The 20,514-nt window shown below is 73.4% G+C and carries 14 protein-coding genes; 10 read left to right on the top strand and 4 right to left on the bottom strand.

The features are described 5' to 3' along the window. The first annotated feature begins 36 nt into the window (after positions 1-36). From J2S63_RS00070 to J2S63_RS00055, 4 genes are all read left to right on the top strand, one after another. Positions 37-1,047 carry an iron ABC transporter substrate-binding protein gene (locus J2S63_RS00070; protein ID WP_310296936.1) on the top strand — a complete coding sequence of 337 codons (1,011 nt, stop codon included), beginning with the start codon at positions 37-39 and terminating at the stop codon, positions 1,045-1,047. 2 nt (positions 1,048-1,049) lie between these two features. After that, positions 1,050-2,630: an ABC transporter permease gene (locus J2S63_RS00065; RefSeq protein ID WP_310296933.1), complete on the top strand. Its 1,581-nt coding sequence runs from the start codon at positions 1,050-1,052 to the stop codon at positions 2,628-2,630. A 70-nt stretch (positions 2,631-2,700) separates the two neighbouring features. After that, positions 2,701-3,777, top strand: coding sequence for an ABC transporter ATP-binding protein (locus J2S63_RS00060; protein ID WP_310296930.1), 1,077 nt, complete (start codon positions 2,701-2,703; stop codon positions 3,775-3,777). Further along, positions 3,774-6,314 (top strand): AMP-binding protein, encoded by a 2,541-nt coding sequence (locus J2S63_RS00055; RefSeq protein WP_310296927.1) that lies wholly within the window; start codon positions 3,774-3,776, stop codon positions 6,312-6,314. The genes J2S63_RS00060 and J2S63_RS00055 overlap by 4 nt, the downstream gene beginning before the upstream one ends. On the opposite strand, the gene J2S63_RS00050 is transcribed toward J2S63_RS00055, so the two are convergent. Beyond that, the gene (locus J2S63_RS00050) at positions 6,302-7,177 is read right to left on the bottom strand and encodes a hypothetical protein (RefSeq protein WP_310296924.1); all 876 of its coding nucleotides are present in this window, start codon (positions 7,175-7,177) and stop codon (positions 6,302-6,304) included. The two genes, J2S63_RS00055 and J2S63_RS00050, sit on opposite strands and share 13 nt — an antisense overlap. A gap of 80 nt (positions 7,178-7,257) precedes the next feature. Between J2S63_RS00050 and J2S63_RS00045 the strand changes: the two genes are divergently transcribed. Genes J2S63_RS00045 through J2S63_RS00025 form a run of 5 tightly spaced genes read left to right on the top strand, consistent with a single transcriptional unit; the run spans position 7,258 to position 13,414 of the window. Further along, positions 7,258-9,282, top strand: a complete 2,025-nt coding sequence (locus tag J2S63_RS00045) for an acyltransferase family protein (protein WP_310296921.1) — start codon at positions 7,258-7,260, stop codon at positions 9,280-9,282. Positions 9,283-9,334: 52 nt separating this feature from the next. Beyond that, positions 9,335-10,954 (top strand): GMC family oxidoreductase, encoded by a 1,620-nt coding sequence (locus J2S63_RS00040; protein WP_310296918.1) that lies wholly within the window; start codon positions 9,335-9,337, stop codon positions 10,952-10,954. Continuing rightward, positions 10,951-12,468 carry an aldehyde dehydrogenase family protein gene (locus J2S63_RS00035; protein ID WP_310296915.1) on the top strand — a complete coding sequence of 506 codons (1,518 nt, stop codon included), beginning with the start codon at positions 10,951-10,953 and terminating at the stop codon, positions 12,466-12,468. The genes J2S63_RS00040 and J2S63_RS00035 overlap by 4 nt, the downstream gene beginning before the upstream one ends. Continuing rightward, positions 12,465-12,956, top strand: a complete 492-nt coding sequence (locus J2S63_RS00030; protein ID WP_310296911.1) for a nitroreductase family deazaflavin-dependent oxidoreductase — start codon at positions 12,465-12,467, stop codon at positions 12,954-12,956. The genes J2S63_RS00035 and J2S63_RS00030 overlap by 4 nt, the downstream gene beginning before the upstream one ends. Then, positions 12,953-13,414: a TspO/MBR family protein gene (locus J2S63_RS00025; protein WP_310296908.1), complete on the top strand. Its 462-nt coding sequence runs from the start codon at positions 12,953-12,955 to the stop codon at positions 13,412-13,414. Before J2S63_RS00030 ends, J2S63_RS00025 begins: the two co-directional genes overlap by 4 nt. 103 nt (positions 13,415-13,517) lie before the next feature. Here J2S63_RS00025 and J2S63_RS00020 read toward each other — a convergent pair whose 3' ends face one another. Together J2S63_RS00020 and J2S63_RS00015 are read right to left on the bottom strand one after the other, a co-directional pair. Next, positions 13,518-14,798, bottom strand: coding sequence for an alkaline phosphatase family protein (locus J2S63_RS00020; protein ID WP_310296904.1), 1,281 nt, complete (start codon positions 14,796-14,798; stop codon positions 13,518-13,520). Beyond that, on the bottom strand, positions 14,798-16,378 hold the full coding sequence (locus J2S63_RS00015; RefSeq protein ID WP_310296901.1) for an alkaline phosphatase D family protein: 1,581 nt from the start codon (positions 16,376-16,378) through the stop codon (positions 14,798-14,800). Before J2S63_RS00015 ends, J2S63_RS00020 begins: the two co-directional genes overlap by 1 nt. 501 nt (positions 16,379-16,879) lie before the next feature. Between J2S63_RS00015 and J2S63_RS00010 the strand changes: the two genes are divergently transcribed. Beyond that, positions 16,880-20,203 (top strand): DEAD/DEAH box helicase, encoded by a 3,324-nt coding sequence (locus J2S63_RS00010; protein WP_310296898.1) that lies wholly within the window; start codon positions 16,880-16,882, stop codon positions 20,201-20,203. Positions 20,204-20,207: 4 nt separating this feature from the next. Here the strand turns inward: J2S63_RS00010 and J2S63_RS00005 are convergent. Next, positions 20,208-20,514, bottom strand: a 307-nt coding sequence (locus J2S63_RS00005; RefSeq protein ID WP_310296895.1) for a hypothetical protein, incomplete at its 5' end; no start/stop codon positions are given.

Here is a 20,514-nt window from a genome sequence, read left to right as displayed (position 1 = left end):
AATGTCCCCGGCTTTTCTGACCTCGGAAGGATCCACGTGCGACGTCGCTCCGCCCTCATCGGCCTCGTGGCCGCCGTGCTCTGCTCGCCCGCGCTCGCCGCGTGCGGCGGTGGTGACGACGCGGACCTGGTGATCTACAACGCCCAGCACGAGGAGCTGATCAGCGTCGTCGCCAAGAAGTTCGAGGAGAAGACCGGGCTCAAGGTCGAGCTGCGCAACAGCGACGACCTCGGGCTGGCCAACCAGCTGGTCGCCGAGGGCAAGGCCTCGCCGGCCGACGTCTTCCTCACCGAGAACTCCCCGGCGATGTCGCTCGTGCAGTCCAAGGGCCTGCTGACCAAGCTCGACCAGAAGACGCTGGACAACATCCCGGCGCAGTACCGCCCCTCCGACGGCACCTGGACCGGCTTCGCCGCCCGCTCGACGGTGCTGGTCTACAACACCGACCAGGTCAAGCCGGCCGACCTGCCCACGAGCCTGATGGACCTGGCCGAGCCGGAGTGGAAGGGCAAGGTGGCGTTCTCGCCCACCGGCGCCGACTTCCAGGCGATCGTCAGCGCGGTGCTCCACCTCGAGGGCGAGGCCAGGACCAAGCAGTGGCTGGCCGGGCTCAAGGCCAACGGCGAGGTGTACGACGGCAACAACGTCGTGCTCCAGTCGGTCAACGAGGGCGACGTGGAGACCGGGATCATCTACCACTACTACTGGTACCGCGACCAGGAGGAGTCGGGCGAGAACAGCGACCACTCCCGGCTCCACTTCTTCGGCCACCAGGACCCCGGCGCGTTCGTGAGCGTCTCGGGCGCCGGCGTCCTCAAGGGCTCCGACCACCAGGCCGACGCGCAGAGGTTCGTCAACTACCTGACGAGCAAAGAGGGCCAGCAGGTCATCGCCGACTCCTACGCCCTGGAGTACACCCTCAACCCGCAGGTCGACCTCGGCCGCGGCGTCAAGGGCCTGGCCGACCTCGACCCGCCCGAGGTCGACGTCTCCGACCTCAACGGCCCCGAGGTCGTCAAGCTGATGGAGGGGGCCGGCTTCCTGTGAGCGTGACGACGGCACCGGAGGCGACGCCCGCGCGTCCCCTCCGCAGCGGCACCACCCGGCCCCCGTGGCCGCTGGTGGTGCTCGGTGCCGTCATCGCGTGCGGCGCGCTGGTCCCGATCGGCTACGTCGTCTGGTACGCCGTCGACCTCGGCCCGTCGGCGACCTGGGAGCTGCTCGCGCGCCCCCGCGTCGCCGAGCTCCTGCGCAACACCGTCGGGCTGCTGCTCGGCGTGGTGACGATCAGCACGGTCCTCGGCACCGCGACCGCCTGGCTGGTCGAGTCGACGGACCTGCCGGGCAAGCTCGGGTGGCACGCCCTGCTCGTCGCGCCGCTGGCCGTGCCGGCGTTCGTCAACAGCTATGCGTGGATCTCGACCACGAGCAGCGTGCAGTCCTACCTCGGGGCGGTCACGGTGGTCTCGCTGTCCTACTACCCGCTGGTCTACCTGCCCGTGGTCGCCACCCTGCGCGGCCTGGACCCCGCACTGGTCGAGTCGGCGCAGGCCCTCGGGCTGAGCCGCTGGCAGGCGTTCCGCCGGGTCACGCTGCCGTTGCTGCGCTCCGCGGTGGCAGGGGGAGCCCTGCTGGTCGGGCTGCACACGCTCGCCGAGTTCGGCGCCCTGCAGATGCTGCGGTTCCCGACCTTCACCACGGCGATCTACGACCAGTACCGCTCGGCGTTCAACTCCGCTCCCGGCACGGTCCTCGCCGGCGTGCTCGTCTCGAGCTGCCTGGTCCTGCTCGCGCTCGAGGTGGTCGTCCGCGGCCGGGGGCCCGTCGCCCGGGTGGGCGCGGGGTCCGCGCGCGACGCCGTACCCGTCGACCTCGGGCGGTCCACCGTCCCGGTGCTGGCCGGGCTGACCGGGCTGGTCGTGCTCGCCCTGGGCGTGCCCGGCTACGCCCTGGTCCACTGGCTGGTCGTGGGGTCATCCCGTGCGTTCCCCGTCGACCAGGTGGCGCACGCCGCGGTCAGCACGATGAGCCTCGCCGCCCTGGCCGCCGCGGTGACCGTGGTGGCCGCCGTCCCGGTCTGCTGGCTGGTCGTGCGGCACCCGAGCCCGGTCTCGCTGGTGGTCGAGCGGGCGACCTACTCCGCGCACGCGCTGCCCGGCATCGTCGTCGCGCTCGCGCTGGTGGCCGTGTCGATCCGGGTCGTGCCGGCGCTCTACCAGACGATGCCGGTGCTGGTGCTCGCCTACGCGACGCTGTTCCTGCCGCGCGCGATCGTCAGCGTGCGCGCGTCCCTGGAGCAGGCGCCGCCGGTGCTGAGCGACGTGGCCAGGTCCCTGGGGCTCCACCCGCTGCAGGCGATGGCGCGCGTGACCCTGCCGCTGCTGCGACCCGGGCTCGGGGCCGGCGCTGCGCTGGTGTTCCTCGCGGTCTCGACCGAGCTCACCGCCACGCTGCTCCTGGCACCCACCGGCACGACGACGCTGGCCACGGAGTTCTGGAGCGCCTCGTCGTCGGCGAGGTACGCCGCCGCGGCGCCCTACGCGCTCCTGCTGGTGGCAGTTTCTGTCCCGGCGACAATATTCCTGGGGATGCAGGCCCGACGTGGCCTCGTGCGAGGTGGTGAAGCGTGAACGAGCGAAGCGAGCGAACCAACAAGTCACGCGTGGCTCCGCCGCCGAGCGGAGCGAAGGCGGTGGACGCGTGAGCAAGGTCGAGATCAGCGGCGTGACCAAGTCCTTCGGCAGCACCCGCGTGCTCGAGGCGGTCGACCTGACCGTGCCGGACGGCAGCATCACGGCCGTGCTCGGGGCGTCCGGCTGCGGCAAGACCACCCTGTTGCGGCTCGTCGCCGGCTTCCTGCGGCTCGACAGCGGCGAGATCCGCATCGGCGACCGGCTGGTGGCGGGTGACGGGGTCACGGTCGCGCCGCAGAAGCGCGGCGTGGGCTACGTCGCGCAGGAGGGCGCGCTGTTCCCGCACCTCGACGTGCGCGGCAACATCCTGTTCGGGCTCGCGCGCAAGGACCGCACCGAGGCGCGGCTGCGCGAGATGCTCGACCTGGCCGAGCTGCCGCACCGGGTCGCGACGGCCTACCCCTCGGAGCTCTCCGGCGGTCAGCAGCAGCGGGTCGCCGTCGCCCGTGCGCTCGCGCCCCGGCCCGGCGTGGTGCTGCTCGACGAGCCCTTCTCCTCCCTCGACACCGCGCTGCGGGAGTCGGCCGGCCGCGCGGTGGTCCGGGTGCTGCGGCACGCCGGCGCGACCGGCCTGCTGGTCACCCACGACCAGAACGAGGCGCTCTCGCTGGCCGACCAGGTCGCGGTGATGCGGGTCGGCCGCGTGGCCCAGGTGTCCTCGCCGGTGGAGCTCTACCGCGCCCCCCACGACGTCGACGTCGCGCTGTTCGTCGGGGGCGCCAACCTCGTGTCCGGCACGGCGACCGGGGAGCGGGCGCTCAGCATGCTGGGTGAGCTGCCCCTGCTGGCGCCGGTCAAGGGGGAGGTGCGGCTCGTCGTACGCCCCGAGCAGGTGGTGCTGCGCCCCGAGGCCGCCGACGGCGTGACGCGCGGGGCGGTGGAGGAGGTGTCGTTCTACGGGCACGACGCCAGCGTCCGCGTGCGTCTCGACGCGCCTGCCGACGGTGTCGTCGTCTCACGCGTGACCGGCCGGGCGATCCCCGCCGTCGGTGACCGCGTCGGCGTCGCGGTCGAGGGTGCGGTCGGTGCCTACCCCGTCGACCCGGTCGTGGACGGCGAGGAGCGCGCGGAGAGCCCGGCGTGACGCTGGCGTCACGGGGTGGTCTCGACAGGCTCGACCACCGGGAGGCGCTCGACCACCGGGAGGCGCTCGACCGCCGGGTGTCGCTGGACCCCCTCGGCCTGGGGGTCACCGCGGACGCGCACCCGGGCCGCACCGCGCTGGTCGAGGGGGAGCGCCGGGTCTCCTACGCCGAGCTCGACGACCTCGTCGAGGAGCGCGCCCGGGCGCTGGGCCACGGGCCCGGGGTCGAGGCGGTCGTGGCGTCCCGCGACGTCGACGGCGTGGTCTCGCTGCTCGGTGCCTGGCGTGCGGGGCGCGCGGTCCTGCTGCTCCCGGCCGACGCCCCCGCCCAGCGGGACCGGCTGCTGTCCGCCTGGCCGCCGGGGTCGTACGACGTCCACCCCGACCTCGCGCTGCTGCTCAGCACCAGCGGCACGACCGGGTCCGCCAAGCTCGTGCGCCTCTCCCACGGCAACGTGCGCAGCAACGGTGAGGCGATCGCCGACTACCTGCGCCTCACCGCCGACGACGTCGCGCTGAGCACCCTGCCGCTGCACTACTCCTACGGCCTCTCCGTGCTGACCAGCCACCTCCTCGTGGGCGCGTCGGTCGTCCTCACCGACGAGTCGGTCACCCGCTGCTGCCTGTGGGAGCGGGCGGCCGAGCACGGCGTGACGTCGTTCGCCGGGGTGCCCCACACCTTCGACCTGCTGACGTCCTCCGGCTGCGCCGACCGCCTGCCGGCGTCCCTGCGCTACGCCACGGTGGCCGGCGGCCGCATGGCGCCGGACGACGTGCGCCACTGGGCGGGCAGGCTGCCGTCGTTCGTCGTGATGTACGGCCAGACCGAGGCGACCGCGCGCATGGCCTGGCTGCCTCCGCACCTCGCCGCGGACCGGCCCGACACGATCGGCGTGCCGGTCCCCGGAGGGACGCTGCGCCTCGAGCCCGTCGAGGGTGCGGAGGACGGCGTCGGCGAGCTGGTCTACGAGGGCCCCAACGTGATGCTCGGCTATGCCACCGCGCCGGTCGACCTGGCCCGAGGGCGCGACGTCCACGAGCTGCGCACCGGCGACCTCGGCGTGCAGGACGAGGACGGGCTGTTCCGCGTGGTCGGGCGGCTCGCGCGGTTCGCCAAGGTGCTCGGCCTGCGCGTGGACCTCGACGAGGTCGAGCGCCGGCTCGCCGACTCCGGCGTCGAGGCGCGCGTGCTCGAGCACGCCGACGGCCTCGCGGTCCTCGTGCGGTCGGGCGCGGCCCCCGCGCGTGACCGGGTCCTCGGGGAGCTCGGGCTGCCCGCCCACGCCCTGCGCGTCGTGCCGGTCGACGACCTCCCGATCGGCGCCAACGGCAAGCGCGACGACGCACCGCTCCGCGCCCTCCTCGCCGGCCTCGACGACCACGAGGCCACGGGCGAGGACCTCGCCGAGCGCATCCGGTCGACGTACGCCCTGGTGCTGGGCCGCCCCGACGCCCGCCGCGACCAGTCGTTCGTCGACCTGGGCGGCGACTCGCTGTCCTACGTCGAGGCGAGCGTGCGGCTCGGCCGGCTGCTGGAGGACGTCCCGACTGGCTGGGCGAGCCTGTCGGCCGAGGAGCTGGCGGCCGGCCTCGAGGCGGCTCGCCCCGCCCGCACCTCGACCGAGCGCTGGGCGCTGGTGGACACCTCGCTCGTGCTGCGGGCGGTGGCGATCGTGCTCGTGGTCGGCAGCCACACCGACCTGTGGGCGCTGCCCGGCGGTGCCCACACCCTGCTCGTGCTGGCCGGCCTCAGCCTGGTGCGCTTCCAGCTGCCGGCCCCCGGCACCCGCGAGCGCCTGCGCCGCATCGGCCGCACCCTGCGCGGCATCGCCGTGCCCGGCGTGCTGGTCATGGGCGTCGACGCGGCGACCCGGGGGACCTACGACTGGGCGACCGTGGCCGGGCTCAACAACCTGTTCGGCGCCGACCGCTGGACCGACCAGTGGCGGATGTGGTTCGTCGAGGCGATCTGCTGGGGCCTGGTGGGGACCGCTGCCCTCCTCGCCGTCCCGGCCGTGGGCTGCCTGGAGCGACGGCACGCGTACGCCGTCCCGCTCACGCTGGTCGCGCTGACGCTGGCCGCGCGCTGGTCGACCATCGGCTGGACCGCCGACAACCCGCAGCGCTACTCGATCCCCTACGTCTGGACGTTCCTCCTGCTGGGGTGGCTCGTCGGGCGCTCCACCACCACGAGGCTGCGCCTGGCGACCACGGCCGTGACCCTGGTCGCGACGGTCGGGTTCTTCGGCGACCACGTCCGCGAGGGCGTGGTGGTCGGCGGGGTCCTCCTGCTCCTCGCCGCCCCCCAGGTGCGGCTGCCCGCGCGGTTGCTGGGGGTCACCGGGGTGCTGGCGGCGTCGTCGCTGTGGGTCTACCTGCTGCACTGGGAGGTCTACCCGCCGATCGAGGAGGTCAGCGAGCCGCTCGCGCTGCTGGCGTCGTTCGGCGTCGGCGTGCCCGCCTGGTGGGCGTGGACCCGCGCGGGCCGGGCCTGGTCGGCCTCACGGGTCGTGGGTCGCCGCGCTCAGTCGCAGTAGTCGCAGATGCCGCTGGGCGGCAGCACGGTGAAGTGCACGGGGCACGTCGCCAGCGGCTTGGGCGGCGGGGGAGCGGCCTTGGGGGTCGCGGTGCGGGTCGAGGACCGGGTGGTCGTCGCCCTCGCGGTCGCGGCCCTCGGCGCGCGCGGCTCGCGCGCGGCCCGCTCGCGCGGTGCCGGGGTCGCGAGGAACACGGTCGGCCGGCCGCCGTCCTCGGGCAGCTCGGCGCCGAAGTGCCGGTGGCAGTCGAGCCGCTCCTGCGCCGACTGGGCGTCGACGTCCTCGGGGGTGACGCCGCGCAGGACCCGCAGCGAGGTGGCGTAGGACGCACCGACGCGGCCGCGGGCGTCGACGCAGAGCGAGGACAGGAACGGCTCGGCGCGGTCGGCGCACCCCGTCGCCACCCGCCCGAGCACGTCACCGAGCCAGCTGGTGCTGGCCGCGGCCGACCGGATCTGGGAGCGGCGCTGGACGAAGTCGGCGAGCTCGGCGACGGTCACGACGGAGCGATAGACGCGGGCCGCCTCCTCGAGCCGCTCGCGGGCCGCCAGCGCCCAGGTGGCGTGGGAGTGGTCGGTGCCGACCGTGGCCGCGTTGGTCCAGCGGACCGGCGGGAGCGAGGGCCCCTGGACCTCGAAGCCGAGGCCTCGCAGGAGCAGCGCGCAGTCGCGGTCGGTGAGCATCTCGCCGTCCGCCTCGAGGTTGGCGCCGGTGGCCAGCCAGTAGGCGTCGAGCACGACCGTGGCGGCGTCGTACTCCTGGTGGCCCTGGACGAGGCGGTGCTCGCCGAGCGGGTTGGCCGGGTCGTACTCCGCGACCGACCGGTGGACGTGTTCCCTGCGGATCTGCGCGAGCTCAGCCACGGGCTCCACCCTACGTCCGGTGCGCGCCGGGCAGGAGCCCCATCCGCCTGCGTGGCTGGGCGATCGTCTAGCCTCGCGGCGTGACGTGGAGCTACCGACCCGCCCTCGACGGGGCCCGGACGCTCGCGGTCTACCTCGTCGTCCTCTTCCACGCGGGACTGTCCTGGGCCGACGGCGGGTTCATCGGCGTCGATCTGTTCTTCGTGCTGTCCGGCTTCCTGGTCTCGACCATCCTGTACGGCGAGCTGGCGGACCGCGGGCACCTCGACCTGGTGCGGTTCTACGACCGGCGGGTGCGCCGCCTGCTGCCGGCCGCGGTCGTGCTCGTGGTGGTGGTCTCGCTGGTCGGCGTGCTCGTGCTGTCGGCGGCCGACCGCGGCCCGATGGCAGGAGACGCGCGAGCCGCCCTGCTGTACTACGCCAACTGGCACTTCATGGCCCAGAGCAACGACTACTTCGGCTCCACGGTCGTCGACTCCAGCCTGTTCCTGCACTTCTGGTCGCTGTCGATCGAGGAGCAGTTCTACTTCCTCTTCCCGGTCCTCCTGCTGGTGCTGCACCGCGTGGACCGGCGCTGGCGCCACGCGACCCCGGTCGTGCTCGGCGCGCTCCTGGTCGCCTCGGTCGCGCTGCAGCGCTGGTGGGCACCGCAGGACGCCAACCACGCCTACTACGGCACGGAGACGCGCTTCTACCAGCTGCTGGCCGGGGTGCTGCTCGCCCTGTGGCTGCACCGGCGGCGGGCCGCGGGACGACAGGGGATGCCCGGGGCGGTGCCGGCGACGCTGGCCGGAGCCGTGATCGTGGTCGTGCTCGCCGGTTCGTGGCTCGACCTCAGCCCCTCCTGGCGCGGGCTGGCGTCCACGGTCGGGGCGCTGCTGCTCGTCGGCGGCCTGTCCGGTGAGCAGGTGCACGTCGCGGCGCGGCCCTTCACGTTCCCCCCGGTGGTCTACCTCGGCAAGATCTCCTACGGCACCTACCTCTGGCACTGGCCGATCATCGTCCTGCTCGGGCAGGCGATCGACCCGCCCGCGTGGCAGTTCGCGCTGCTCGTCGTGGCGCTGAGCACCGCGGTCGCCGCGGCGTCGTACACCATGCTCGAGACGCCGATCCGCTCGCGCCGGCTGGCCCCGAGCCGGCGGCTCCCCGCGGTGCTCGCCGGGCTCGCGGCCAGCCTGGTGACCGCGCTGCTCGTCGTGCCCCCCGTCATGGCGGCCACCCAGCCGGTGGCGCTCAAGGGCAACGGCCTGCTCGAGTCTGGCCCGGACAACACGACGGGGCCGCCGCCCGAGCTCGACTACGCCCGGCTGACCAGCTATCGCGAGGCGCCGGTGCGCGAGTGCCGCCCCCGCGACCTCGACCCGTGCCGGCTGGTCACCGGCGAGGACGGGCCCCACGTCTTCGTGCTCGGCGACAGCCAGGCCCGCGAGATGGAGCCGACCCTGCGGATGCTGGCGCACGAGAAGCACTTCAACCTCACGATGCTCAGCCTCGACGCCTGCGCCTGGCCGCCCGGCGTCTTCAACCTCGTCTCCCCGGTCCCGGTCCGCGAGCGCTGCGAGCGGCTGCGATCGGGCTTCTGGGACACGATCGTCGAGAAGGAGCCGATCGACCTGCTCCTGCTGATCCAGCAGGACCGCAGCGCCAAGCTCTTCGACGGCACGCTGACCGACTCGCTCGAGGGCAAGCCGGTCGACGACAACGGCCGGCTCCTGGTGGAGAGCACCGACAAGGCCCTGGCCCGGCTCGACGAGCTCGGGATCCCCACGGTCGTCGAGCAGAGCCTGTGGCTCCCGCCGGAGGACGCCAACCCGATGGCCTGCCTGTCCGGCGCCAAGGACGTCGCCCAGTGCCGCGTGCCGATCGCGCGGACCGACTCCGCGCTCGACTCGGCCTACCTGGTCAACGCCGAGACCCGGAAGAACATCCACCGGGTCGACCTCAACCCGATCTTCTGCCCCAACGCCCCGATCTGCGACGCCGTGCTCGACGGCATCCCGGTCTGGCGCGACAGCCGGCACATCTACGCCAAGCTCCAGGAGGACAAGCGGGAGCAGATCTGGGACGCGATCACCGCGACCGGTGTCCTCGACGACCAGCGGTGAGACGCCTGGCCGCTTCCTTGTGACGGCCCCCACACCGGACTACGTTCGCCGAATGGCGAAAGAGACTTACGACTACGTCGTCGTCGGGGCCGGCAGCTCGGGGGCAGTGGTCGCCGCCCGCCTGAGCGAGGACCCCCGCACCACCGTCCTGCTGCTCGAGGCCGGCCCACCACCCGACGCGGACGAGATCAACGTCCCCGTCGCGTTCGCCGGGCTGTTCAAGACCAAGTGGGACTGGAACTACCAGACCGGTGAGCAGAAGCAGCTCAACCGGCGCCGGGCCTACTGGCCGCGGATGAAGGCCCTCGGCGGCTGCTCGTCGATGAACGCGATGATCTACATCCGCGGCAACCGCGCCGACTACGACGGCTGGCGCGACGCGCACGGGGCCACCGGCTGGGGCTACGACGACGTGCTGCCCTACTTCAAGCGCGCCGAGGGCAACAGCCGGCTCGGCGGGCCCTACCACGGCCAGGACGGCCCGCTCAGCGTCGAGGACCGCCGCTACACCCACCCGCTCACCCACGCGTGGCTCGACTCCGCCGTCCAGGCCGGGTTCGCCCGCACCGACGACTTCAACGGGGCCGAGCAGGAGGGGGCCGGGCTCTACCAGGTGACGTGCAGGAAGGGCCGCCGCTGGTCGACGTACAAGGCCTACCTCGAGCCCGCCGCCGACCGGTCCAACCTCGTCGTGCGCACCGACGCGCTGGTCGAGAAGGTCGTGGTCGAGGGCGGCCGCGCCGTCGGGGTCCGCTACCGCCGCGGTGCGGAGGTCGTCACGGCGTACGCCGAGGGGGAGGTGATCCTCTCCGGCGGTGCGGTCAACAGCCCGCAGCTGCTCATGCTCTCCGGGATCGGCCCCGCCCAGCACCTGGGCGAGCACGGCATCGACGTGGTGCAGCACCTGCCCGGGGTGGGGGAGAACCTCCACGACCACCCGGCCACCCCGGTGGTGTGGCACACCAAGGACGCCAGCGACCTCATCCAGTTCAACACCCTCGCGAACTTCCTGCGGGCCAAGGCCACCGGCACCGGCCCGCTGGTGAGCAACGTGGGCGAGGGCGGCGCGTTCTTCCGCAGCCGCGACGGGCTCGAGGCGCCCGACCTGCAGATCCACGTGGCGCCGTCGGGCTTCTGGGACAACGCGCTGCACGAGGCGACCACCCGCAAGGTCACCGTCGCCCCGACGCTGGTCAACGTCTTCAGCCGCGGCCGGCTGCGGCTGCGCTCGGCCGACCCGACGTGGCACCCCGACATCGACCCGGCGTACTTCGACGACCAGGCCGACCTCGACGCGATGGTCGCCGGCATCCGCCGCTGCCTCGAGACGGTGCAGTCCGGGCCGCTCGCCAAGCACATCGCAGCGCCGTTCCTGCCCGGACGGGCCGACCCGACCGACGAGGACCTCGTGGCCCACATCCGGGAGCAGACCCAGACGCTCTACCACCCGGTCGGCACCTGCGCGATGGGCACCGGCGAGAACGCCGTCGTCGACCCCGAGCTGCGGGTGCACGGCATCGAGGGCCTCCGCGTCGTCGACGCCTCCGTCATGCCGGTCGTCCCCCGGGGCAACACCAACGCCCCGTCGGTCATGGTCGGCGAGAAGGCCGCCGACCTCATTCGCGGTGGGGCCCCGGCCCCCGCCACCCCTCGTGAAGGAGCGCTCGCATGACCGCCACCGTGCCCGACAAGCTCGAGGTGACCAGCCCGGTCACCGGTGACGTGGTCGGGATCCACCACGTCCACGACGCCGACGACGTCCGCGCCGCCGTCGCCACCGCCCGGGAGTGGGCGCAGTGGTGGTCCGACCTGGGCTTCGCCAACCGTCGCGACGTGCTCGACAAGTGGCGCGGCGTGCTCGCCCGCCGGGCCGCCCAGCTCGCCGAGGTCGTCCACCAGGAGACCGGCAAGCCACACGGCGACGCCATGCTCGAGGTCGCGCTGGCCGTCGACCACCTGGCCTGGGCCGCCAAGCACGCCGACAAGGTGCTGGGCCGCCGCAAGGTCTCCAGCGGTCTGCTGATGGCCAACCAGGCCGCGACGGTGGAGTACCTCCCGCTCGGGGTCATCGGCGTGATCGGGCCCTGGAACTACCCGGTCTTCACCCCGATGGGGTCCATCGCCTACGCGCTGGCGGCCGGCAACGCGGTCGTGTTCAAGCCCAGCGAGCTGACCCCCGGGGTCGGGGTGTGGCTCGCCGACGCGCTCTCCGAGGTGGTCCCCGACCAGGGCCTCTTCCAGGTCGTCACGGGCTACGGCGAGACCGGTGCGGCCCTGTGCCGGGCCGGTGTCGACAAGCTGGCGTTCACCGGCTCCCCGGCCACGGGGCGCACGATCATGGCCGCCTGCGCCGAGACCCTGACCCCGGTGCTCATCGAGGCCGGGGGCAAGGACGCGCTGATCGTGGCCGACGACGCCGACGTCGTGGCGGCGGCCGACGCCGCTGCGTGGGGTGCCTTCGCCAACGCCGGCCAGACCTGCACCGGCGTGGAGCGGGTCTACGTCCACGAGAAGGTCTACGACGAGTTCCTCTCCGAGCTGACCCGTCGCGCCCGCGAGCTGCACGCCGGTGGTGACCCGTCGGCCAAGATCGGGCCGATGACCCTCCCTGGCCAGGTCGACGTCGCGCGCCGCCACATCGAGGACGCGATCGCCCGCGGCGGACGTGCGGTCGTCGGGGGCCCGGAGGCCGTCCAGGGCCGCTACATCCAGCCGACCGTGCTGGTCGACGTGCCCGAGGACTCGTTGGCCGTCACCGCCGAGACCTTCGCCCCGACGGTCACGGTGGCCAAGGTGCGCTCCAACGACGAGGCGGTCGCCCTGGCCAACCACACGTCGTACGGCCTGGGCGCGACGGTGTTCTCCCGCAAGAAGGGGATGGACCTCGCCGCGCGCATCCGGTCCGGCATGACCGCGATCAACGGTGTGATCTCGTTCGCGGGCATCCCCGAGCTGCCGTTCGGGGGCATCGGCGAGTCGGGCTTCGGGCGCATCCACGGGCCCGACGGGCTCAAGGAGTTCACCTACGCCAAGGCGATCGCGCGGCAGCGGATGAAGCCCGCGATCGCGCTGACCACCTTCGACCGCACCGAGAAGGCCGAGCAGACGATGGCGACGCTGATCAACGTGCTGCACGGCGGCGCCACCCAGCTGCCCAAGCTGAGCCGCAAGGACCGGCGCGCTTGAGCCGCCTGATGGACCCGGCCAGGAAGCCGGAGGCCCTCGACAGCCCCCTGGTCGGCCGGGTGATCAAGCGCGCCTCCAAGGCCAACGTGTGGGTCTACCGCCGCACCAACGGCCGCGTCGGCGGCACCTGGCGCATCGGCTCCGGGTTCCGCAAGCCGGTGCCGGTGTGCCTGCTCGAGCACACCGGCCGCAGGACCGGGCTGACGCGCACGACGCCGCTGCTCTTCCTGCGCGACGGATCCCGCATCGTGCTGGTCGCCTCGCAGGGCGGCCGGGCGACGGACCCGATCTGGCACCGCAACCTGCAGGCGAACCCCGACGCGGTCGTCCAGGTCCGAGGGGAGCGCATCCCGGTGCGCGCGCACACGGCCTCGCCGTCGGAGCGCGCGGAGCTGTGGCCCCGGCTGCTCGACCTCTACGCCGACTTCGCGACCTACCAGGCGTGGACCGACCGGGAGATCCCGGTCGTCGTGCTGGAGCCGCGGTGAGGCCCTCCCTCGCCACCGGAGCGATGACCACGGCCGCGGCCGTCGTCGGGTCGCTCGGGACGAAGCCGGACAGCGAGTGGTACCGCTCCCTCGACAAGCCCTCGTGGCAGCCACCGCCGGTCGCGTTCCCGCTCGTGTGGACCCCGCTCTACGCCTCCATCGCCTGGGCGACCGGCCGCGCGGCCGCCGCCTCGCCGCCGGGGCCGGACCGCCGCCGCATGCTCGCGGTCACCGGGGCGGACCTGGTCGCCAACGCCGGCTGGAACTGGGCGTTCTTCACCGCCCGCAGCCCGGCCGGCGGGCTCGGGGTCCTCGGGCTGCTCAACACCGCCAACGTCGTCCTGCTGCGGGAGGCGGCGCGCCGCGACCGGCGCGCCGGGGCCGCGCTCGCGCCGTACGCCGCGTGGTGCGGGTTCGCGACCGCGCTCAACCTCGCGATCTGGCGGCGCAACCGCTGACCGTTCGGTTTCACTAGGGACCTAGTGAACTTGTCGCTTCCCGAGCGAAGTTTCGCTCGGGAAGTGCCAGTGTCACTAGGGCCCTAGTGAAACTGGTCCCCGGTCAGAGCCGGGACGTGCCGTCGTAGCCGCCCTTCGGGGCGCCCAGTCCGAACACCTCGCCGACCGTCGGGGCGACGTCCATCGTGTGGGCCACCAGCGACGAGGAGGTACGCCGGCGCACCAGCGGCGAGCCGCCGCCGACGAAGAACGGGATGGGCTCCGTGGCGGGGTGACCGTGGTTGCCGGGGATCGGGTTGGCGTCCGGGCCGGGGGCGGCGGAAAAGCGCCGTCCGGCGCGGCAGAAGACCACCAGGTCACCGGCCTCGGGGCCGAGCCGTAGCGACGCGGGGGAGTGGGCCGACAGGACGCCGTCGGTGGCCAGCGCGAGCCGGCGCATCCGGGCGACGGCGTCGTCGCGACCGGTCGCCGGGCCGGTCCAGTAGCACAGGTCGGCGCCCCCGTTGTCGGCCACCTGCACCTTGCCCGCGAGCGCCGGGTCGCCCTCGAACACCGAGGCGAGGTCGATGTAGTCGTCGGGGTCGGACCAGTCCATCGAGTGGTCGGCGAGCACGACCACCACCGAGTCCTGCCAGCGACCGGAGGACCTCAGCAGGTCGACGAAGCGCCCGACCTGGTGGTCGGTGTCGGCCAGCGCGAGCCGGCGGGCGGCACGCAGGTCGAGGCCGCCCCACTGGGACAGGTCGCTGTGCCCGAAGCGGTCGACGTCGCCGAGGTTGACGAACATCAGGTGCGGGTCGAGCTGCTGCACCATCGCCAGCGCCGCGTCCATCGTGAACTGGTCGGGGGCGTGACCGCTGACCGGGACGACCGGCGAGGGCTCCCAGCGGTGCGTGGCCCGGTCGCCGAAGACGCCGTACAGGTAGGTCTTCGACAGCACCGTGCCGGTGCGGTAGCCGGCGGCGTTGAGCCGCTCGATCACGGTCGGGAACCGCAGGTCGGAGGCCCGCTCCATCGTGCGGACCGCACCGGTCCGGCGGTCGAGGATCGAGTTGGCCGGCACGCCCGTGCGGTCGGGCCGGACGCCGGTCATCATCATCACGTGGTTGGGGATGGTCTCCATCACCGGCAGCGACCGGGCCGCGGGGTAGTTGCGCCCGCCGTCCCGCAGGGCGGCCAGCACCGGCGTGGCCCCGGGCGTGATCTCGCCCGGCTTGCACCCGTCGACGACCAGCACGTAGACGCGCTTGCGGGTCGTCGCGGCTGCGGCGGGCTGCTCGAGCGCGGAGGAGAACGCCAGGGCCGCGCCGGAGGCGGCGGTGACCTGCAGCAGGGACCGGCGGGTCAGGTCCACCTCGGGGAAAAAGGTCTCGGAGGTGCACATCAGCCCTGCACCCCCGTGCTCACCGCGTGGACCTTGTTGCTGTTCACCGTCGTCGCCCAGCTGGCCATCCGGGTCGAGGTCGCCTTCCGGTCGTCGCGCGCGCTGATCTTGAAGTAGTCCACCTGCAGGCGCCGGCGGGTGATGTCGACGACCGCGTAGCCGTGGTCGTCGAAGTTCAGGAACTTCACGTGCGGGTTGGCCGTGGTCACCGCGGCCTCGACCGCGAGGCTGCTCGTGCGCGGCGGCGTGCCGGTGATGTCCTTGAGGTTGTTGCTGGTGACGCTCGTGCACACGAACTCCGTGCCGACGCTGCCACCGGTGAGCCGGTAGGCGGCCGCGTCCACGGGCAGGTCGCACGCCCAGGAGGAGTGGATGTCGCCGGTGAGGAAGACCGCGTTGTTGACGCCCTGGTCGCGCAGGTGCTGGTAGAGCTCCTTGCGGTCGGCGGTGTAGCCGTCCCACTGGTCGGTGTTGTACGGCGGCCCGTCGGTCGGGAGCGGGACCGTGCCGTTGGTCGCCTGGTTGACCTTGTCCAGCAGGCCGGAGTAGAGCGAGGGGGCTCGGACGGGCGCGATCATCACCGGGTTGCCGACCAGGCGCCACAGGCAGTGCTGGTCGTCGAGGGTGCGCTTGAGCCAGCTCATCTGGGCGTCCCCGGTGATCGTGCGTCCTGGGTCGTCCAGCGTGGGGGAGTCGACCGGCAGCGCCACCTGCTCGTCGCGGTAGGTGCGCAGGTCCAGCAGGGAGAGCTGGGCGAGCCGGCCGAAGGTCAGGCGCCGGTGGATCCGCGTGCCGTCACCGAGCGCGCTGGTGCCCGAGAGCCGCACCGGCATCCACTCGTCGTACGCCTTGTACGCCGCGGCCGACCGTGCGGCGAAGCTGCCCTCGCTCGCGTCGTGGTTGACCCCACCAGCCCTCCACGAGTTGTCCATCCGCTCGTGGTCGTCCCAGGTGAGGACGAAGGGGTGCCTCGCGTGGAGGCGGCGCAGGTCGGGGTCGGTCTTGTACTGCGCGTGGCGGCGCCGGTAGTCGGCCAGCGTCACCATCTCGTGCGGCGGGTCGTGCCGGCGCACGTCGACGTTGCCGATGCCCATGCCGTACTCCCCGGGGCCGTACTCGTAGACGTAGTCGCCCAGGTGGAGCACGAACTCCAGGTCGTCGCGGTCGGCGAGGTGGCGGTAGGCCGAGAACCAGCCGGCCTGCCAGTTGGCGCAGGAGGCGACCCCGAAGCGGAGGCGGGCGTTGTCGGCGTCGTGGGCGGGGGCGGTCCGGGTGCGGCCGACGGGGCTGTGCACGCCGTCGTAGGAGAAGCGGTAGAAGTACGTCGTCGCCGGGCTGAGGCCGCCCGCGTCGACCTTGACGGTGTGGTCGCGGGCCGGGCCGGTCGTCTGGGAGCCGGAGGAGACGACGCGGGTGAAGCGCGCGTCGCGCGCGACCTGCCAGCGGACCCGCACCTGCGGACCGGCGCCCGAGCCCGGCTGCGCGGCCTCGGTGGGGGTCACCCGGGTCCACAGGACGACCTGGTGCGGGGTGGGGTCGCCGGAGGCGACACCGTGACGGAAGGGGTCAGGAAGGCTCACACGACGTCAACGGGGCGGGACGGCCGGAGGTGACGGGTCAGCACGAACTCGCCCCCGAGAGGTCACCGGCCGTTCACCCGAGCCGAGCAGCCCGGTCGGTCCCACCGCACGGCCTCGAGCCCACCCGAGAGGGGCTCAACGGCTCGTAGGGGGACCCGTGCGGACACGGGCGCGGCATCCTGAGGGTGCCCGGAAAGCCGCGGGGACAAACGTCCTCCCCAATGGTCCGGTCCCGGACCGTGGATCCGAGGGACTGGTTTGGACCGGCGGACTTGGGGGACATAGGCGTCGGCGGGACAATCGGGGGACCGGTCGCTTCGCCGTCGTCGGCGTCGCGATCCCCGGTCGCGGTCCTGCTCAGCGCCGACGAGACGTGGGCAGCTGACCGGTCGGTCTTGTGACGATGCCGACCCGGACGCCACCACTCATCGGTGAGGCCCGGCTCCAGGTGGAGCCGGGCCTCACCCACGTCTGTCGGTGCGACCTCGTAGGTTCGCCCTGATGACGCTCTTCGACGCCCTGGACGACGCCTACCTGCGCCGTGCCTTCGGGGCCGGCACCCTCGCCCGTGGGGAGGACTACGCCCGCACGGGCCGGGTCCGGTCGTGGACGTCGTCGACCGGCACCGCCGACCTCGTGCTGCTCGAGGGTCACGTCGAGGGCAGCTCCGCGGTGCCTTACCACGTCCACGTCACGGTCGTGGACCACCCGCGCGACCTGTGGGTCGACGCGCGCTGCACGTGCCCGGTCGTCCGCATGTGCAAGCACGCGGCCGCGGTGGTGGTCCTCGCCCGTGACGTGGAGGGCGAGACCGGGCAGGCCTGGGAGCGCCGCCTGGAGAGCGTGCTGCTCGAGCTGGAGGAGCAGCACGACGAGCCGCCCTCGGGTCGGCTCGGGCTCCAGGTCGACGTGCTGTCCTCGCGCAGCCGGTGGGCGACCACGGTCTCGCGCGGCGACCTGCGCCTGCGCCCGCTCCTGCGCAGCGCCCGCGACCGCTGGGTGCGCTCCGGTGCGGCCTGGACCGACCTGCGCAGCCTCGCCCGGCGCGCCGACCTGCCCCAGCAGCAGGTCTCGGTCCTCGACCGGCTGCTCGCGCTGCACCGAAGCGACAGCGGCCGCGGCTACTACGGCGGCGAGCCCTACCTCTCCCTCTCGGCGTTCGGCAGCGGGGTGTGGCGCCTGCTCGCCGAGGCGGTCGACGTGGGCGTCGAGCTGGTCCCGGCGGGCGACCTCGCCTCGGTCGGTCTCGCCCCCTCCCCGCTCACCGTCGCCGCGGACGTACGCCGGGTGGACGCCTCCGACGTGACCCTCCACCTCGGCGTCGCGTGGGAGGGGCAGTGGCACTCCGGCGAGGCCGTGGAGCCGCTCGGCGAGGACGGGCACGGCGTGGCGCTGTGGCAACGGCTCGAGGGCTCCTCCGCCGGCCGCGACGGGCCGCACTGGGCGGTCGTGGTGGGCCCGCTGGCGCGGCCACTGGGTCCCCGCGCGCGGCGGCTCCTGGCCGCCGACGAGGGGCTCCGCGTGCCCGGCGATCGTGCCGGTGACCTGCTCGCCGAGGGGCTGCCGCGGCTCGCCCGGCAGCTGCCGGTCGCCTCGGCGGACGCATCGGTGACGGTGCCGGCGCAGGTGCCGCCCCGGCTCGCGCTGCGGGTGCGGTGGCGTGCGGCCGACCAGGTCGAGGCCTCCTGGGAGTGGCGCTACCGGATCGGCGACCCCGACGGCGGCGACGACCGGGTCTACGGCCTCGGCGAGACCCGCGGTCACCGCGGGCTGCGCGACCTGGTCAAGGAGCGGGCGGTGCTCGACGACCTCGACCTCACCGACGACATGGCCCTCCTGATGTGCGTCGAGGGACGTCGCCCGCTCGGGCTCGAGCCGGCGCGCACGTTCACCGGCTACCAGGCGGTGGGGTTCCACGACGAGGTGCTCGTCCCGCTGGAGCAGTCCGGCCAGGTCGAGATCGACGAGACCGGGGTGAGGCCCCACTTCCAGGAGGCCACCGAGCGTCCCGAGGTGCGGTTCGTGCCGCGCGGGGACGAGTCCGGCGGAGCGGCGGCGGGGACCTCGCCACGCACCGACTGGCTCGACCTCGAGGTGGTCATCTCCATCGGCAGCCACTTCCTCGGCCTGGCCACGCTGATCGAGGCGATGACCAACGGTCAGGAGCGCATCGTCCTCAAGAACGGCACCCACCTGCGGCTCGACACCCCCGAGCTGGCCGGACTCTACGACCTGGTGATGGAGGCGCGCGAGCTGCGCGAGCAGCCCGACGACGTCGTGCGCCTGCACAGCAGCGACCTCGGCCTGTGGGAGGAGCTCGACGAGGTCGGGGTGGTCGACGAGCAGGCGGGTGCCTGGGTGCGCCAGTGGCAGGCCGCCGCCCGTCAGCTGCGCGACCTCGACACCCTGCCCGAGGTGTCTCCCGACGGCGTCGCGGCGACGCTGCGGTCCTACCAGCTCGAGGGGTTCCGCTGGCTCGCGCTGCTGTGGCGCCTCGGGCTCGGCGGCATCCTGGCCGACGACATGGGGCTGGGCAAGACGCTGCAGACGCTGGCGCTGGTCGCGCACGCGCGGCGCGAGGGCAGTCCGGGCCCGTTCCTCGTCGTGGCCCCGACGAGCGTGGTGTCCACCTGGGCCCACGAGGCCGCGACGTTCACGCCGGGGCTCGTGGTCCGCACGGTCACCTCGTCACGCTCGAGGCGGGGCGAGTCGCTGGCCGAGGTGCACGCGGGCGCCGACCTGGTCGTGACCTCCTACACCCTGCTGCGGCTGGAGGTCGACGACTACCTCGCGCTGCCGTGGGGCGGTCTGGTGCTCGACGAGGCGCAGACGGTCAAGAACCACCAGTCCAAGACCCACCAGGGCATCCGGCGCTTCGACGTGCCGTTCCGCCTGGCCCTGACCGGCACGCCGATGGAGAACCGCCTGCTCGAGCTGTGGTCGCTGCTGGCGATCGTGGCGCCCGGGCTCTATCCCCACCCGCGGCGCTTCGTCGAGCAGGTCGCCGACCCGGTCGAGAAGGAGGGCGACACCGCCGCCCTCGACCGCTTCCGGCGCCGGGTGGCGCCGTTCCTGCTGCGGCGCACCAAGGACCTGGTCGCCTCCGACCTGCCGCCCAAGCAGGAGCAGGTGCTCGAGGTCGAGCTCACGCCCAAGCATCGCCGGATCTACCAGACCCACCTGCAGCGTGAGCGCCAGGAGGTGCTGGGCCTGCTCGGCGACTTCGACCGCAAGCGCATCGCGATCCTGCGCTCGCTGACCCGGCTGCGCCAGCTGAGCCTCGACGCCTCGCTGATCGACCCGGCCCACGACGCGGTGGGCTCGGCCAAGCTCGACGTGCTCGTCGACCACCTGCAGGAGATCACCGCCGAGGGCCACCGGGCGCTGGTGTTCAGCCAGTTCACCTCCTTCCTCTCCCGGGTCCGGGCGCGGCTCGACGCCGAGGGCATCGCCTCCTCCTACCTCGACGGTCGGTCGCGCAAGCGGGGCGAGATCGTCTCGGGGTTCAAGCAGGGTGACGCCGCGGTGTTCCTGATCAGCCTCAAGGCCGGGGGCGTGGGGCTGACCCTGACCGAGGCCGACTACGTCTTCGTCCTCGACCCGTGGTGGAACCCCGCCGTCGAGGCCCAGGCGGTGGACCGCGCGCACCGCATCGGCCAGGACAAGCCCGTGATCGTCTACCGCCTCGTCGCCACCGACACCATCGAGGAGAAGGTGATGGAGCTCAAGGCGCGCAAGCAGGCGCTGTTCAGCCAGGTCGTCGACGGCACGGGCGACGCCGGCGGCATCCTCGACGCCGACGACGTGCGCGCGCTGCTCGACTGAGCCCCTACAGGTCGCTCCCGATCTCCGGGCCGGAGCGGTCGGAGGAGTCGAGCGTCCCGCCGGTGCGGTTGAGCAGGAACCAGTCGCTGCCCTTGGCGCCGGTCAGCGAGTCGCGCACCCCGTCGTCGGTCGCCTCGGTGCCGGGTCGCAGGTACGCCGACCCGTTGAGCCCGCCGGGGGTCCCGGTCAGGTGGGCGACGCGTCCGGCGTACGACGAGCCGCTGTTCCACTCCGCCGAGATCGCGCACAGCTTCTGCTGGTTCGCGACCCTGGCGGCGTCGTACGCCGTCGGGCCGGCGACCAGCAGGTCG

The organism is Nocardioides marmoribigeumensis (genome assembly GCF_031458325.1).
GTDB classification, from domain to species: domain Bacteria; phylum Actinomycetota; class Actinomycetes; order Propionibacteriales; family Nocardioidaceae; genus Marmoricola_A; species Marmoricola_A marmoribigeumensis.
The sequence above is the reverse complement of the archived record's forward strand: the minus strand, read 5'-3'. Positions and strand labels throughout refer to the sequence as shown.